14 protein-coding genes and 1 pseudogene are annotated in these 14083 nt (G+C 72.9%); 12 read left to right on the top strand and 3 right to left on the bottom strand.

The features are described 5' to 3' along the window. Window positions 1-44 precede the first annotated feature (44 nt). The 4 genes from BM051_RS01845 (at window position 45) to BM051_RS01830 (ending at window position 3030) form a co-directional block, all read left to right on the top strand. Complete coding sequence (locus tag BM051_RS01845) at window positions 45-470, top strand: anti-sigma factor (protein ID WP_425319707.1); 426 nt, start codon at window positions 45-47, stop codon at window positions 468-470. A 2-nt stretch (window positions 471-472) separates the two neighbouring features. Next, the gene (locus BM051_RS01840) at window positions 473-1246 is read left to right on the top strand and encodes a SigB/SigF/SigG family RNA polymerase sigma factor (RefSeq protein WP_092528389.1); all 774 of its coding nucleotides are present in this window, start codon (window positions 473-475) and stop codon (window positions 1244-1246) included. A 58-nt stretch (window positions 1247-1304) separates the two neighbouring features. After that, entirely contained in the window at window positions 1305-1619 is a 315-nt protein-coding gene (locus BM051_RS01835; protein WP_092526891.1) for an STAS domain-containing protein, read from the top strand. A gap of 76 nt (window positions 1620-1695) precedes the next feature. Then, window positions 1696-3030 carry a PP2C family protein-serine/threonine phosphatase gene (locus tag BM051_RS01830; protein ID WP_208325922.1) on the top strand — a complete coding sequence of 445 codons (1335 nt, stop codon included), beginning with the start codon at window positions 1696-1698 and terminating at the stop codon, window positions 3028-3030. A 36-nt stretch (window positions 3031-3066) separates the two neighbouring features. Here BM051_RS01830 and BM051_RS28290 read toward each other — a convergent pair whose 3' ends face one another. Beyond that, a complete protein-coding gene (locus BM051_RS28290; RefSeq protein WP_134046126.1) occupies window positions 3067-3291 on the bottom strand; it encodes a DUF6223 family protein in 225 nt (74 codons plus the stop codon). 422 nt (window positions 3292-3713) lie between these two features. Here BM051_RS28290 and BM051_RS01820 point away from each other — a divergent pair. The 4 genes and pseudogenes from BM051_RS01820 to BM051_RS01805 form a co-directional block, all read left to right on the top strand. Further along, window positions 3714-4172 (top strand): annotated as a pseudogene (locus BM051_RS01820) (sensor histidine kinase); the annotation flags it as partial. Beyond that, window positions 4169-4840 carry a response regulator gene (locus tag BM051_RS01815; RefSeq protein ID WP_092526888.1) on the top strand — a complete coding sequence of 224 codons (672 nt, stop codon included), beginning with the start codon at window positions 4169-4171 and terminating at the stop codon, window positions 4838-4840. The pseudogene BM051_RS01820 and the gene BM051_RS01815, both read left to right, overlap by 4 nt. Before the next feature lie 88 nt (window positions 4841-4928). Further along, window positions 4929-5972, top strand: coding sequence for a vWA domain-containing protein (locus BM051_RS01810; RefSeq protein WP_092528385.1), 1044 nt, complete (start codon window positions 4929-4931; stop codon window positions 5970-5972). Continuing rightward, on the top strand, window positions 5965-7083 hold the full coding sequence (locus tag BM051_RS01805) for an XdhC family protein (protein WP_092526885.1): 1119 nt from the start codon (window positions 5965-5967) through the stop codon (window positions 7081-7083). The genes BM051_RS01810 and BM051_RS01805 overlap by 8 nt, the downstream gene beginning before the upstream one ends. Before the next feature lie 817 nt (window positions 7084-7900). Here BM051_RS01805 and BM051_RS01800 read toward each other — a convergent pair. Next, on the bottom strand, window positions 7901-8089 hold the full coding sequence (locus tag BM051_RS01800) for a DUF397 domain-containing protein (protein WP_092526882.1): 189 nt from the start codon (window positions 8087-8089) through the stop codon (window positions 7901-7903). Beyond that, complete coding sequence (locus tag BM051_RS01795) at window positions 8067-8954, bottom strand: helix-turn-helix domain-containing protein (RefSeq protein ID WP_092526879.1); 888 nt, start codon at window positions 8952-8954, stop codon at window positions 8067-8069. Before BM051_RS01795 ends, BM051_RS01800 begins: the two co-directional genes overlap by 23 nt. Before the next feature lie 182 nt (window positions 8955-9136). Between BM051_RS01795 and BM051_RS01790 the strand changes: the two genes are divergently transcribed. The 4 genes from BM051_RS01790 (at window position 9137) to BM051_RS01775 (ending at window position 14056) form a co-directional block, all read left to right on the top strand. Beyond that, entirely contained in the window at window positions 9137-9691 is a 555-nt protein-coding gene (locus tag BM051_RS01790; RefSeq protein ID WP_092526876.1) for a (2Fe-2S)-binding protein, read from the top strand. Then, a complete protein-coding gene (locus BM051_RS01785; RefSeq protein ID WP_092526873.1) occupies window positions 9691-12144 on the top strand; it encodes a xanthine dehydrogenase family protein molybdopterin-binding subunit in 2454 nt (817 codons plus the stop codon). Before BM051_RS01790 ends, BM051_RS01785 begins: the two co-directional genes overlap by 1 nt. Continuing rightward, a complete protein-coding gene (locus BM051_RS01780) occupies window positions 12141-12995 on the top strand; it encodes an FAD binding domain-containing protein (protein WP_092526870.1) in 855 nt (284 codons plus the stop codon). Before BM051_RS01785 ends, BM051_RS01780 begins: the two co-directional genes overlap by 4 nt. Window positions 12996-13087: 92 nt before the next feature. Beyond that, entirely contained in the window at window positions 13088-14056 is a 969-nt protein-coding gene (locus BM051_RS01775; RefSeq protein WP_092528383.1) for an SRPBCC family protein, read from the top strand. Window positions 14057-14083 lie beyond the last annotated feature (27 nt).

Here is a 14083-nt window from a genome sequence, read left to right as displayed (position 1 = left end):
CGCGCACAGCCGGAGAAACGGCCGCGAGAACGGGAGGACGGACAGTGCCGGAAGAACGCTCCGTCGGCGACGGTGCCGAGCCGGGCCAACGGGTGATGACCGTGCGCACGCGGGCCGACGCCGAGGTGATCCCCACGCTGCGCACGATCGGGGCCGACCTGGCCATGCGTCTGGACTTCGACCTCGACGCCGTCGACGACCTCCGGATGGCCGTCGACGAGGCATGCTCGATGCTCCTGCCCTCGGCCGTGGACGGCGTGCTGACCTGCGAGTATCGCTGGGCGAAGGGGAGGGTGCAGGTCGCGGTGGAGGTCGTCGTGAGCACCCCTGACCGGGTGGCCGGCGACGGACTCGGGTGGCAGCTGCTCACCGCGCTGGCCACCTCGGTCGACCGCACGCTGACCCCCGTCGACGGTGGGCACCGGGCGCGGGTGGAGCTCGTCCGCGAGTGCGCGACGGTTGCGCGGTGACCTTGGCCGACGAAGACCAGGAGCTGCGTGAGGCCGACGTCATCGCGTTGTTCCGCGAGCTGCGGGCCCTGCCCGACGGGGATCCGCGTCGGGAGAGCATCCGGGAGCGCCTCGTCCGCCACCACCTCGGCCTGGTGCGCAACCTCGCCCGCAAGTACCGCTACCACGCCGAGCCGATGGACGACCTCGTCCAGGTCGGCACGCTGGGCTTGATCAACGCCATCGACCGGTTCGACCCCGACCACGGCACCGGCTTCCTCGGCTACGCCGTGCCGACCATCACCGGCGAGCTGCGCCGGCACTTCCGGGACGCCGGCTGGTCGGTGCGGGTGCCGCGACGGCTCAAGGACCTGCACGGCCGGCTGGCCACGGCCAGGGAGGAGCTCACCGCCCGGCTCAACCGCGCGCCCCGGCCCAGCGAGCTGGCCGACCACCTGGGGATCAGCCGCGAGGAGGTGCACGAGGGCCTGCTCGCCGAGCGCGGCCAGTACGGAACGTCACTCGACTCGTTGATGGAGGACGCGCCGCACGTGGCGTTCGGCACCGCCGACGAGAACCTCGACCAGGCCGAGCTGCGCGCGCTGCTGGAGCCGATGGTGCGCGAGCTGCCCGAGCGGTCGCGCAAGATCGTGCTGCTCCGGTTCGGTTTCGGGCTGAGCCAGGCCGACATCGCCCGTAGGGTTGGGGTCTCGCAGATGCAGGTGTCCCGGCTGCTGGCCAGCACGCTGCGGGAGCTGCGCGCACGACTCGGCGAGGAGGGCAGGGCGGTACGGTGATCGTGAGAGGCTGGGGGTGGACAGGACAGCGGATCGACCGACCGCGGAGAGGACGAGGATGTTGCGGATCACCAGCACCGGCGAGGTGAGCGTGGTGCTCACCGTCAGTGGCGAGGTGGATCTGGCGACGGCGGGCGAGGTCACCGACGCCATCGAGGCAGCGCTGCGGGCTCCCGGCACCGAGTCGGTGGAGGTGAACCTCACGGAGGTGTCGTTCCTGGACTCCTCGGGCCTGCGCGCGCTGGTCGCCGGACAGAAGCGGGCCGAGGAGGCCGGCAAGCGACTGGTGGTGTCCGACCCGCAGCCGCAGGTCCGCAAGGTCATGGAGATCACCGGGCTGAGTGAGGTGCTCACCGCCGAAGGATCCCCCTGACCGGTTGAGGGTATGGGCGTCTCCGTGGCTGACGAGTAATGTCGCGGTAGGCCGAACTCCGGTGAGGAGGCCAGCCATGGAGGCGCGGATCGCCGTACCCCGGACGTCCCCCGAGGACGCCGCGGCCCGCCGTGGTGGGAACCCGCCCGACGCCTACCGCGTGGCGCTGGAGCGCGCGGCCTTCATGCAGGAGGTGTCCCGGCAGCTCGCCGGCTCGCTCAACGTCCGCCGCACGGTGCTGCGGCTGCTCCATCTCGCCGTCCCTTACCTGGGGGACTGGGCCGTGCTCGCACTGCTCGACGACCGAGGCGCGACGCTCGCCGCGCACGGTGGCGGGGTCACCGAGCCGGTCCGGGTCGCCGAGCTGCCCGATGCGTGGGGCGGGCTCGGTCACCTGCGCGCCGGCGGCCGCACCGAGCTGCTGCACGTCGAGCCCGTGGTGGGGCCGGAGGGGGCCGAAGCCGGGTTCGTCGCGATGGTGCCCGACGCGGCGCTGCGTGCCGAGATCACCGCACTGGGCCCGGCCGACCTGCTGGGCGTGGCGCTCACCGCTCGTGGTGGCGTGCTGGGCGCGCTGGTGGTGGCCCGCAGGACGGTGCGCGGCTTCACCGCCGCCGACGTCGAGTTGGTCGAGGAGTTCGCCCACCGCGGCGCGGTCACCATCGACGCCGCCGCGCTCTACGAGGAGCGGGCGCACGTGGCCTCGGTGCTCCAGTCGGCGCTGCGCCCGCCGAGTCTGCCCGAGGTGCCGGGCATGCGGGTGGCCGCCCGGTTCCGCCCGGCGATCGAGCACATGACCATCGGCGGCGACTTCTACGACCTGCACGGCGCGGGCGACGACTGGTCGCTGGTCATCGGCGACGTGTGCGGCAAGGGCGTGCGGGCGGCCGTGCTCACCGGCAGGGCCCGGCAGACGATCCGCACGGCGGCGCACTTCGACCGTTCCCCGGCGACGATCCTCGCCGCGCTCAACGACGTGCTGTACGAGACCGACTCCGACCGGTTCGTCACGGTCGCCTGCGCGCGGTTGCGGCCGGACCCCGGGGCCGGCACGGCGGAGCTGACCCTGGCGGTGGCCGGGCACCCGCCGCCGCTCGTGCTGCGCGCCGACGGGAGGGTGGAGGAGCCGCACCTCGTCGGCACGCTGTCCGGCGTGCTGCCCGACCTCTCCTACGAGGAGCGGACCGTCGTGCTGCGCCGCGGCGACCTGGTGCTCTTCTACACCGACGGCATCTTCGAGGCGAGGCGGTGCGACGACCTGTTCGGCCTCGAGCGGCTGCGCGCGCTGCTGCCCGACTACGCGGGTGCCGAGCCGGCCGAGCTGTGCGCGGCCGTCGAGGAGCGGGTGATCGAGCACCTCGCCGGCGGCGCGCACGACGACATGGCACTGCTGGCCCTGCGCTGCGGCTGACCTCGCGTCGGGGTGCGGTGAGCGGGCTCGCGGCGGTCAGCCGGAGACGGCGCGGCGGGAGCGGGCCAGAGCCAGCCCGCCGACGATCACGCCGGCCAGCCCCAGCCGCGCGGCCACCACGGACCACAGACGCCCGACGGTCGCGGTGTCGGGGCTGACGGAGGTCGGTTGGGCCAGGACGCGCGCGGCCGCCGGTGTGGCAAGCCCGAGAACTCCGAGCGGGGCGGCCGTGGCGGCGGCAAGCAGGTGACGGACGGACATGAGGTGCTCCTTCTCCTACGGCTGATGTCGCCCGAATCATGTCCGCCGGCCCGACCGCCGGTCGTCCTGCCGACGCGGGCACTTCGCGCTGCCGTCGATGCCGTAGCCGGCTGCCGCGGACGCCGCAGGGACCGCGAAGGTACCGCGTGCGCGGTAGGCGACCGACCATCCGTGCGCAGGAGTTGCCCGCGAGTAGATCCGGTTAGGGTGCACGCTGTGGGCGAGGGGCGGGTCGGCGCCAGAGACTGGGGAATCGCCGTCGGCGTGGCGGCGGCACTGCTGGTCGCCGGGCTGTCCACGTGACACCCGTCCACGAGTCTCGACCCGCTGGGTTACGCGTTGTTGGCAGCCGGCGGTCTGGCGCTGCTCGCGCGCCGCCGGGCTCCGGTCGCCGTGCTGGCGGTGACCGGGTTGTGCGCGCTGGGTTACGTGAGGCGGCCAGGGAACTGCGCGTGACCCTGGAGGCGCTGCGCGACGACGACACGAGCCCGCCGCATGGGCTCGATGACGTTTCGGACCTGGTGCGACGGGCCCGGACGGCCGGCCTGGACGCGACGCTGACGATCGAGGGACGACGCGACGGCGTGCCGGTCGCGGTGGACCGGACCGCTTACCGGATCGTTCAGGAGTCGCTGACCAACATCGCTCGTCACGCCGCCGCCGCTACCGCGTCGGTTCGGATCGACTACCGTCCCGACGCCCTGGTCATCCAGGTCGATGACGACGGCGAGGCCACGCAGGACACCCCGCCGGTGCCCGGCGTCGGGCTGCTCGGGATGCGCGAACGGGTCACCGCCCTCGGAGGTCACCTACGGGCGGCACCGCGCGGCGAGGGCGGCTTCACCGTCCAGGCCGGACTTCCCGTGGGTCGAACGTCATGATCCGAGTCCTGCTGGTCGACGACCAGCCGCTCATTCGCAGCGGGTTCCGCGCGCTCCTCGACGTCGAGGACGACATCGAGGTGGTGGCCGAGGCCGCCGACGGCAGCGAGGCCGTGGCACTGGCCAGGGAACACGTGCCCGACATCGCGCTCATCGACATCCAGATGCCGGTCGTCGACGGCATCGAGGCGACCCGGCGCATCGCCGCGGACCCGGCCCTGGCCGCGGTGCACGTCGTCATCTTGACCAACTACGGCTTGGACGAGTACGTCTTCGACGCGCTGCGCGCCGGCGCGGCCGGGTTCCTCGTCAAGGACATCCAGCCGGAAGACTTCCTGCACGCCGTCCACGTCGCCGCGCGCGGCAACGCCCTGCTCGCACCGTCGATCACCCGCACGCTGATCAACCGGTACGTCACCCAGCGGCTGACCACCGGCACCGGCACGGAGCTGGGAGAGCTGGGAGAGCTGACCAACCGCGAACGCGAGGCCGTCGCCCTGGTCGCCTCGGGCCTGTCCAACAACGAGATCGCCGACCGGATGGTGATCAGCCCGCTGACCGCGAAAACCCACATCAACCGAGCCATGACCAAGCTCCACGCCCGCGACCGCGCCCAGCTCGTCGTTCTCGCCTACGAGTCCGGCCTGGTGACCCCGCGCAACTCCTGACATCGGCATTCGGTGGGACGATGAGGGGGTGGGCGCCGATCCGACGGTGGGGCTGGTGGGCTTCCCGGCCGTGCTGCGCGCGGCGGGGATGACCTGCGACGCGCACCGGGTGCGGGCGTTCGTCGCCGCCGTCGAGGAGCTCGACCTCGCCGACCCCGACCAGCTCTACTGGGCCGGCCGGGTCACCCTGTGCGGCGACCCCGACGACCTGCCGCGCTACGACGAGGCGTTCGCCGCGTGGTTCACCGGAACACCGCCACGGCCCCGGCGGGCCCCCGCGCCACGCCCGCGGCCACCGACGATCGCCGCGCTGACCCCGCCCGGTGAGCGGGGCGAGGGCGACCATGCGGTCGGCGAGGAGCTGCGCGTCGCGGCCAGCGGTGCCGAGGTGCTGCGCCACCGCGACCTCGCCGAGCTCACCGCCGCCGAGCGGGCCCACCTGCGGGAGTTGCTGGCGGTGCTGCGGCCCGCGCCGCCGCGCCGCGCCTCGCCGCGGCGGCGCCCGGCCCGGCGCGGCGGGCTGGACCCGCGGCGGACCTTGCGGGCGATGCTGGCCAGCGGCGAGCCGGTGCGGCTGGCCCGGCGCGCCCGTGCCCGGCGGCCGCGGCGGGTGGTGCTGCTGGTCGACGTGTCCGGCTCGATGGCCCCGTACGCCGACGCGCTGCTGCGGTTCGCCCACGTCGTGACCAGGGCCGCGCCGGCGGCGGTGGAGGTGTTCACCCTCGGCACCCGGCTCACCCGGGTGTCCCGGCAACTGCGGCAGCGCGACCCCGAGCGAGCGATGCTGGCCGCCGCGCGGGCGGTGCCGGACTTCGCCGGCGGCACCCGGCTCGGCGAGACGCTGCGCGGGTTCCTCGACCGGTGGGGCCAGCGGGGGCTGGCCCGGCGCGCGGTGGTCGTGGTGTTCTCCGACGGCTGGGAGCGCGGCGAGGCGAGCCTGCTCGGCGAGCAGATGGCCCGACTGCGCCGATTGGCCCACTCCGTGCTCTGGGTCAACCCGCACGCCGGGCATCGGGGTTACGCTCCCGTGCAGTCCGGCATGGCGGCCGCGCTCCCGCACGTGGATCGGCTGCTCGCCGGGCACAGCCTGGCCACGTTGGAACGACTGGTGGTGGAGATTCGGGATGCGTGACGTGCTGGACGAGCTGTACCGCCGCTGGTCGGCCGGCGAGGCCGTGGGCGTGGGCACGGTGGTGGCCACGTTCTCGTCCGCGCCGCGCGCGCCCGGCGCGGCGATGCTCGTCGGCGCCGATGGCTCGGTGACCGGCAGCGTGTCCGGCGGGTGTGTTGAGGGCGCGGTGTACGAGCTGGCCCAGCAGGTGGTGGCGGACGGCGGGCCGGTGCTGCAGCGGTACGGGGTCAGCGACGACGACGCGTTCGCCGTGGGGCTCACCTGCGGCGGGATCATCGACATCTTCGTGGAGCGGATCGACCGGGAGTCGCTGCCGGAGCTGCCGGAGATCGTGGCGGCGGTGCGGGAGAGCCGGCCGGTGGCGATCGCCACCGTGGTGGAGCACCCGGATCCGGAGCGGGTGGGCCGGCGGCTGGTGGTGTGGCCGGACCGGGTGTCCGGCGGGCTCGGCTCGGCGCGCAGCGACGACGCGGTGACCGACGACGCGCGCGGCCTGCTCGCCGGCGGGCGCAGCGCGACGCTGCGCTACGGGCCGGACGGACAGCGGCGCGGCGAGGGCATGGCGGTGTTCGTCAACTCGTTCGAGCCACGTCCCCGGCTGCTGGTGTTCGGCGCGATCGACTTCGCCGCCGCGATGTCCCGGATGGGTGGCTACCTCGGCTACCACGTCACAGTGTGCGACGCGCGGCCGGTGTTCGCGACGGCCACCCGGTTCCCCGACGCGGACGAGGTGGTGGTCGACTGGCCGCACCGGTACCTGGCCGCGGAGGCGGAGGCCGGCCGGGTGAACGAGCGGACGGCGATCACCGTGCTCACCCACGACCCGAAGTTCGACGTGCCGCTGCTGGAGGTCGCGCTGCGGCTGGACGTGGGCTACGTCGGGGCGATGGGGTCGCGGCGGACGCACGCCGACCGGATGGCCCGGCTGCGCGAGGCCGGGCTCGGCGAGGGTGAGCTGAAGAAGCTGTGCTCACCGATCGGGCTCGACCTCGGGGCGCGGACGCCGGAGGAGACCGCGGTGTCGATCGCGGCGGAGATCATCGCTCTGCGCTGGGGCGGCGGCGGCCGCCGGCTCAGCGAACTCGACGGCCGCATCCACGGCGCCCCCTGAGCTCGACGTTCGGGACGGCGAGATCGACGTTCGGGATGGCGGGTTCCATGCTCGGGACGGCGGGTTCGATGCTCGGGACGGCGGGTTCGAGTTCGGACCGCGAGCCGCGGTCGGGCCGTGGCTCCCGGCCCACACACGGGGTGGGAAGCGCGGACATCGCGCGAGTGACGTGTGTCCGCGAGTCGTGCGCGCGTGTCATGCGTCTGCGTACGCGTGTCCGGCGTCGCTGTACATGTGTCCGCGGTCCATGTACGGCATGCGCCCCGGTGTCAGCGGGCGGGCCGGGTGTCAGCCGGGCGGACCGGGCGACGGGCCGGGCGGAATGGGAGCTCCTGGCTCCGTCCGTGCACTGTTGAGCAAGCTCCGGCGGCGCCGTGGCGGACCATCCCTTGCTCCTCCCCGAACGGGCGAGAAACAACCCGACACGACCATTCGCGCCGCCTAAAACCCCGAAGTTGTCCACAGTTTCGCGCACCCCCTTCCCCATGCCCTGACCAGCGGTAAGCTGGAGGCGGGGCCGGCCCCCGGGAACGGGTGGGGGATGCTCAACTGGGGATTCTGGGCGGACGGGATTCGGTCCTGGTTCACCAGGTTAGTTCATTCAGCGGGGTTGGTAGCACCGTTTGCTGGCGCCGATCGTGGCATTGCCCCAGTCGAGCGCGAGGCGGGCAGGCCGGCGGGGATCGCGGTGCGACTCGACGTCGGCTTGGCGCTCCGGGAGCGGGTTCGCGGTGCGCGCCGGGGAGCTTGACCAACTGTGGTGCGTGTGCTCCACCGAGCGTGGACGCCTGTTCGGAGACCGGTCGTGGAGTCGGGCTCAGACGGCGCGGGTGAAGGCGCGCCAGGTGGTGGGGGAGAGGGTCAGGCGGCCGCCGTCGGGGTCCTTGGAGTCCCGCACGGCGATCAGCTCCGGGGTCACCGCCACCTCGACGCAGTTGCTGTGGTCGTGGCCGTCGCTGTGCCGGCTCTTCCGCCAGGTCAGCTCATCCGTCCGGCCGATCGTCATCGTCGTCTCCCGGGAGGTCGTACTCGCTTGCCAATGCGGCAAGCAGCTCCCGAGATTGTCCCTCACTCAGGGATACGGCTCCCAACCTGCCCAGAGCCTGGCGGTAAGTTGCGACGTCTTCCTTGCGTTCCAGGAAGACCGCGGCCGTCTTGATATCTACGTAGACGACCGGGTTGTGCTCCACGTACTCGAACAGCAGGAACGGCCCCACGAAGGTTCCGCGCGCTCCGGCCGAGACCGGCACCACCCGAATGGTGCAGAAGTCGAGGTTGCCCAGCAACAACAGGTGCAACATCTGGTCACGCATGACTTGGTGACTGCCCACGGGTAGGCGGAGTGCCTGCTCGTGGATGTAAAACAGCGTCCTCGGTCGATCCCGGCGACGATGACTGAACAGGTTCTGCCGTTCCATTCGGGTCTGGACGGCAGCCTCGATGGCGTCCTCGTCCAGCGTGCCAACCTCATGGAAGAGCGCGCGGGCGTAGTCCTCGGTCTGGGCCAGTCCGGGGATTACCTGCAGTTCGACGTTGGTCAACGCGCAGGCGGTGTTCTCCTGGGTTATGAGCGACCGCAGCGCCGGATTCATCACGCCCCCGACGGGCCGCACCCAGTAGCCGTTGTCGAGGTCGGCGTGCAGTTCCAGCAGGCGCCGGATGTCGTCCGGGTCCGCGTCGCACTTGGCGAGCAGCATCGCCAGGTCCACCTGCGACATGCCGCGCTGCCCGGTCTCCCCGCGGGACACCTTGCTGGTCGACCACCCCAGGTCTCGGGCCACGTCGCAGGCGAGCTTCCCCGAGGCGAGCCTGATCCGGCGCAGCTCGCCGCCGAGCTCCCGGCTGCGCGCCGTCGATGAGTCAATGCGCATGGATCGCAACGTAGGCCGCGAGGCTGGCGAGTGCCGCAGAACCGGCCGGTAGCCACCCCAAGGCAGCACGTCCGATCCGGTGTTGCCGAGGCAGCAATCCCGTCGGGGGACTTGTCCCGAACCCCCCAAAGTAGCACGCTGCAATGTGAGCCCGGTCACCGCCACCCGCCACTGGAGGCGCCATGCGCATCACCGTCACCGTCGACGGCACCACCTACACGGACGATGTCGAGCCTCGCCTGCTGCTGGTGCACTACCTGCGTGACCGGCTCGGCAAGGTCGGCACCGTGGTCGGCTGCGACACCAGCAACTGCGGGTCGTGCACCGTCCACCTCGGCGGCCACAGCGTGAAGTCCTGCTCGGTGCTCGCCGTGCAGGCCGACGGCTGCGATGTCACCACGATCGAGGGCCTCGCTCGTGACGGCCGGCTGCACCCGATCCAGCAGGCGTTCCACGACAACCACGCGCTGCAGTGCGGCTTCTGCACCCCCGGCATGATCATGCAGTCGCTCGACCTCCTGGCCGACAACCCCGCCCCGGACGAGCAGGCCGTCCGCGAGGGCCTGGAAGGCAACCTGTGCCGCTGCACCGGCTACCAGAACATCGTGCGCGCGGTCCGCGACGCCGCCGAGCACATGCGGCCGGGCGCCGGCCCCGAGGCCGAGCAGGTGGCCGACGAGACCGCCGAGACCACCACCCGGCGCACCGCCACGCACGTCGGCGGGGGTGGTGAATGATGACCTCCACCGTCGAGCCCGAGGTCGGCAAGGCCCGGCTGCGCAAGGAGGACGCCCGGCTGATCACCGGCCGCACCCGGTGGACCGACAACATCGCGCTGCCCGGGATGCTGCACGTGGCCGTGCTGCGCAGCCCGCTGGCGCACGCGCGGATCACCTCGATCGACACCTCGGCCGCGCGGGAGATGCCCGGCGTGGTGGCCGTCTACACCGCGGCCGACCTCGACCCGGAAGGGGCGATCGCGCTGCCGTGCGCGTGGCCGATCACCGAGGACATGAAGCACCCGCGGCGGCCGGTGCTGGCGGCGGACCGGGTCAACTTCGCCGGTGAGGGCGTGGCGGTCGTGGTGGCCCGCAGCGCGTACGAGGCCGCCGACGCGCTCGAGTCGATCGACGTCGACTACGAGGAGCTGCCGGTGGTGCTCGGCCTGGAGAACGCGCTGGCCGACGACGCGCCGCTGGTGCACGAGGAGCTGGGCACCAACCGCAACGCGCTGTGGGTGTTCGACTCGGCCGAGGCCGGCTCCGGCGGCGACGTCGAGGAGGCGATCCGCGCCGCGGACTCCGGCGACGGTGTCGTGCTGCGGCGCCGGTTCCGCCAGCAGCGGCTGGTGCCGGCGTTCATGGAGCCGCGGTCGTGCGTGGTCGACCCCACCGGCCCGCAGCTCACTCTGTGGTCGGCCACCCAGGTGCCGCACATCCTCAAGACGATGACGGCGCTGACGTTGGGCATCCCGGAGCACAAGCTGCGGGTGGTCGCACCGGACGTCGGGGGCGGCTTCGGTGGCAAGATCGCCGTGCTGCCCGAGGAGCTGATGACGCTGCTCATCGCGCGGAAGCTGGGCCGGCCGGTGAAGTGGACCGAGTCGCGCTCGGAGACGATGGTCGCCGCGCACCACGGGCGGGACCAGATCCAGGACATCACGATCACCGCGACCCGCGACGGGCAGGTCACCGGGCTGAAGGTCGAGCTGCTCGCCGACATGGGCGCCTACCTCGGCCTGGTCGGGCCGGGCGTGCCGATCCTGGGCGCGTTCATGTTCAACGCGATCTACAAGATCCCGGCGTACCACTTCGCCTGCACCAACGTGTTCACCAACACCACGCTCACCGACGCCTACCGCGGCGCCGGCCGGCCGGAGGCCACGTTCGCGATCGAGCGGATGATGGACGAGCTGGCCGTTGAGCTGGGCATGGATCCGTTGGCGTTGCGGGAGCGGAACTGGATCCGGCACGAGGAGTTCCCGTACACCACGGTGTCTACTTTGACCTACGACTCGGGCGACTACGAGGCCGCCACCGCGCGGGCCAGGGAGCTGTTCGACTACGAGGGGCTGCGCGCCGAGCAGCGGGAGCGCCGCGAGTCCGGCGACCCGGTGCAACTCGGCATCGGCGTGTCGACCTACACCGAGATGTGCGGGCTGGCGCCGTCGCGGGTGCTCGGCTCGCTGTCCTACGGCGCGGGCGGCTGGGAGCACGCGGCGATCCGGATGCTGCCCACCGGCACGGTCGAGGTGGTCACCGGGGTGTCGCCGCACGGGCAGGGACACGAGACGGCGTGGAGTCAGATCGTGGCCGACCAGCTCGGTGTGCCGTTCGAGGACGTCGAGGTGCTGCACGGCGACACCCAGTCGTCGTACCGGGGCCTGGACACCTACGGCTCGCGGTCGCTGACCGTGGGCGGGATCGCCGTGGTGAAGGCCGCGGAGAAGGTGGTCGCCAAGGCCCGGCCGATCGCCGCGCACATGCTGGAGTGCGCCGAGGACGACCTCGAGTTCACCGGCGGTCGGTTCACCGTGCGCGGCACCGACGCGTTCACCACGATCCAGGACGTGGCGCTGCGGGTGTTCACCGCGCACGACCTGCCGGACGGGGTGGAGCCGTCGCTGGACGCCGAGGCGACGTTCGACCCGGAGAACTTCTCGTTCCCGCACGGCACGCACCTGTGCGCGGTGGAGGTGGACACCGAGACCGGGCGGGTGCGGATCCGCCAGTACGTGTGCGTGGACGACGTCGGCAAGGTGGTGAACCCGCTGATCGTCGAGGGCCAGGTCCACGGCGGGCTGGCGCAGGGCATCGCGCAGGCGCTGTTCGAGGAGGCGGTGTTCGACGAGAGCGGCACGCTGACCACCGGGACGTTCGCCGACTACCTGGTGCCGTCGGCGGCCGACCTGCCGCCGTTCGTCACCGAGCGCACCGAGACGCCGGCGACGTCGAACCCGCTGGGCGTCAAGGGCGTCGGGGAGGCGGGGACGATCGCGTCCACGCCGGCCGTGGTGAACGCCGTGGTGGACGCGGTGCGCCACTTCGGGGTGAACGACGTGGAGATGCCGTGCTCGCCGATGCGCGTGTGGTCGGCGATCCACACCGGACGGTCGGCGGCCGGTGGCCCCGGCGGTGAGGCCGGTGGTGGCCTTGGTTCGATCGACGCTACCTCGGGAGGTGCCCGGTGATCCCCGCTTCCTTCGATTACGTCGCACCGACCACTGTGGACGACACGGTGCGGGCGCTCGCCGACGCCGGCGAGGACGCCAAGGTGATCGCCGGCGGGCAGAGCCTGCTGCCGGTGCTGCGGATGCGGTTGGCCGCGCCGACCAAGCTGGTCGACCTCGGCCGGATCGTCGAGCTGCGCGGGGTGCGCGAGGACGGCGACCGGCTGGTGATCGGCGCGATGACCACGCACTACGAGGTGCAGCGTGATCCGCTGGTCGCGTCGCACGCCGAGCTGCTGGCGCGGGCGACCGACACGGTGGCCGACCCGCAGGTGCGGCACCGCGGGACGTTCGGCGGGTCGCTGGCGCACGCTGACCCGGCGGGCGACCTGCTCGCGCCGGCGCTGGCGCTGGACGCGGAGATGGTGGTGTGCGGGATGGACGGCCGGCGGACGGTGCCGGCGGCGGAGTTCTTCCAGGGCCTGTTCACCACCGCGTTGCGCGACGGCGAGATCCTGGTGGAGGTGCGGGTGCCGAAGTACACCGGGTGGCACGCGCACTACGAGAAGTTCAACCGGGTGGCGCAGGCGTGGGCGATGGTGGCCGTGGCGGCCGCCGTGCGCGTCGAGGGCGACACGATCGCGGAGGCCCGGGTGGGGCTGACCAACATGGGGTCGGTGCCGGTGCGGGCGCGCGGGGTGGAGGAGGAGCTGGTCGGCCGGCCGGCGACGGCGGAGACGATCCGGGCCGCCGCCGCCCGCGCGGCCGACGGCACCAGCCCGGCGGTGGACGGCAACGCGGACGCCGAGTACCGGCGACACCTGGCGCGGGTGCTGACCGGCCGCGCCGTGACGGCGGCCGTCGGCGCGTGACCTGGACGCCCTGAAGGCCACCTTCACGGCGCTCACTGCCCTGAAGGTGGCCTTCAGGGCATGCATTGCCCGAGCGAGAGGAGATGAGGCGGGTGCGGCTGGACCACGAGTTCACCGTCGATGCGCCGGTCGACCGGGTGTGGGCGGCGGTGGTCGACCCGGAGCGGGTGGCGCCGTGTATGCCGGGTGCCACGCTGTCGGCGGTGGAGGGTGATGCCTTCCGCGGGTCGGTGAAGGTCAAGCTCGGCCCGGTGTCGATGGTGTACAAGGGGTCGGGCGAGTTCGTGGCCAAGGACGCGGCGGAGCGGCGGGTGGTGATCAAGGCGTCGGGCAAGGACGCCCGCGGCGCCGGCACGGCGTCGGCCACCGTCACCGTCACCCTCCACGACGAGGATGGTTCGACGCGTGGGTCGGTGGCGACGGACCTGACCGTCACGGGCCGACCCGCTCAGTTCGGCCGCGGCATGATCGCCGAGGTGGGCGGCAAGATCCTGGACACCTTCGCCGGCTGCCTGGGAAGGAAGCTCACCACCGAGCCCGCCGCCGATTCCACTGGTGAGCCCGCTGGCGAGCGCCCCAAGGCGTCCGTGGCCGGCGGAGCCACCGCTCGCCGCGCGACGCCCGCGGCTCCACCCGGTGAGGCCGAAGCCGCCGCTCGCCGTGCCAAGGCCGCCACCGACCCCGCCCCCTCGTCCGCCGATGGCGCGGCGGGCGTGCCCGTCACCGACACCCCGCCGGCCCCCGAACCCGTGCCGACCCACCGGGAGGACGAGCCCGCAGCACCGGCGCCAGCCGAGCCGGCGGCAGCCAAGGCCGGCACGCCTGGTGCCATCGCGGGGCCGACTGCCGCCGCCGAGCCTGCTGGCGCGCCTACCCGGAGGCGCGACCAGCACTCGCACCTGCGCGGCGTCCCCGATCACCCACCGGCGGAGCCCGAGACCGACGCCATCGACCTCATGCAGTACGCGGGCTCCTCGGCGGCCAAACGCCTGGCCCCGGTTCTCGCCGTCGCCGTGCTGGTGGCCCTCATCGCCACACTCCGCGCCCTCCGCCGCCGCTGACCTGCCGTTTCCACCCCGCCGGAACTG

Origin of the sequence: Amycolatopsis arida (assembly GCF_900115565.1) — a bacterium.
GTDB lineage: Bacteria > Actinomycetota > Actinomycetes > Mycobacteriales > Pseudonocardiaceae > Yuhushiella > Yuhushiella arida.
Note: the sequence above shows the minus strand (reverse complement) of the source record. Positions and strands in the feature narration are given on the sequence as shown.

Bases quoted from the DNA above. Each gene is read 5' to 3' on its own strand.
- BM051_RS01785 (WP_092526873.1), top strand. From the start codon at position 9,691: ATGACCTCCACCGTCGAGCCCGAGGTCGGCAAGGCCCGGCTGCGCAAG.
- BM051_RS01790 (WP_092526876.1), top strand. From the start codon at position 9,137: ATGCGCATCACCGTCACCGTCGACGGCACCACCTACACGGACGATGTC.
- BM051_RS01805 (WP_092526885.1), top strand. From the start codon at position 5,965: ATGCGTGACGTGCTGGACGAGCTGTACCGCCGCTGGTCGGCCGGCGAG.
- BM051_RS01810 (WP_092528385.1), top strand. From the start codon at position 4,929: ATGACCTGCGACGCGCACCGGGTGCGGGCGTTCGTCGCCGCCGTCGAG.
- BM051_RS01795 (WP_092526879.1), bottom strand. From the start codon at position 8,954: ATGCGCATTGACTCATCGACGGCGCGCAGCCGGGAGCTCGGCGGCGAG.
- BM051_RS01830 (WP_208325922.1), top strand. From the start codon at position 1,696: ATGGAGGCGCGGATCGCCGTACCCCGGACGTCCCCCGAGGACGCCGCG.
- BM051_RS01815 (WP_092526888.1), top strand. From the start codon at position 4,169: ATGATCCGAGTCCTGCTGGTCGACGACCAGCCGCTCATTCGCAGCGGG.
- BM051_RS01800 (WP_092526882.1), bottom strand. From the start codon at position 8,089: ATGACGATCGGCCGGACGGATGAGCTGACCTGGCGGAAGAGCCGGCAC.
- BM051_RS01835 (WP_092526891.1), top strand. From the start codon at position 1,305: ATGTTGCGGATCACCAGCACCGGCGAGGTGAGCGTGGTGCTCACCGTC.
- BM051_RS28290 (WP_134046126.1), bottom strand. From the start codon at position 3,291: ATGTCCGTCCGTCACCTGCTTGCCGCCGCCACGGCCGCCCCGCTCGGA.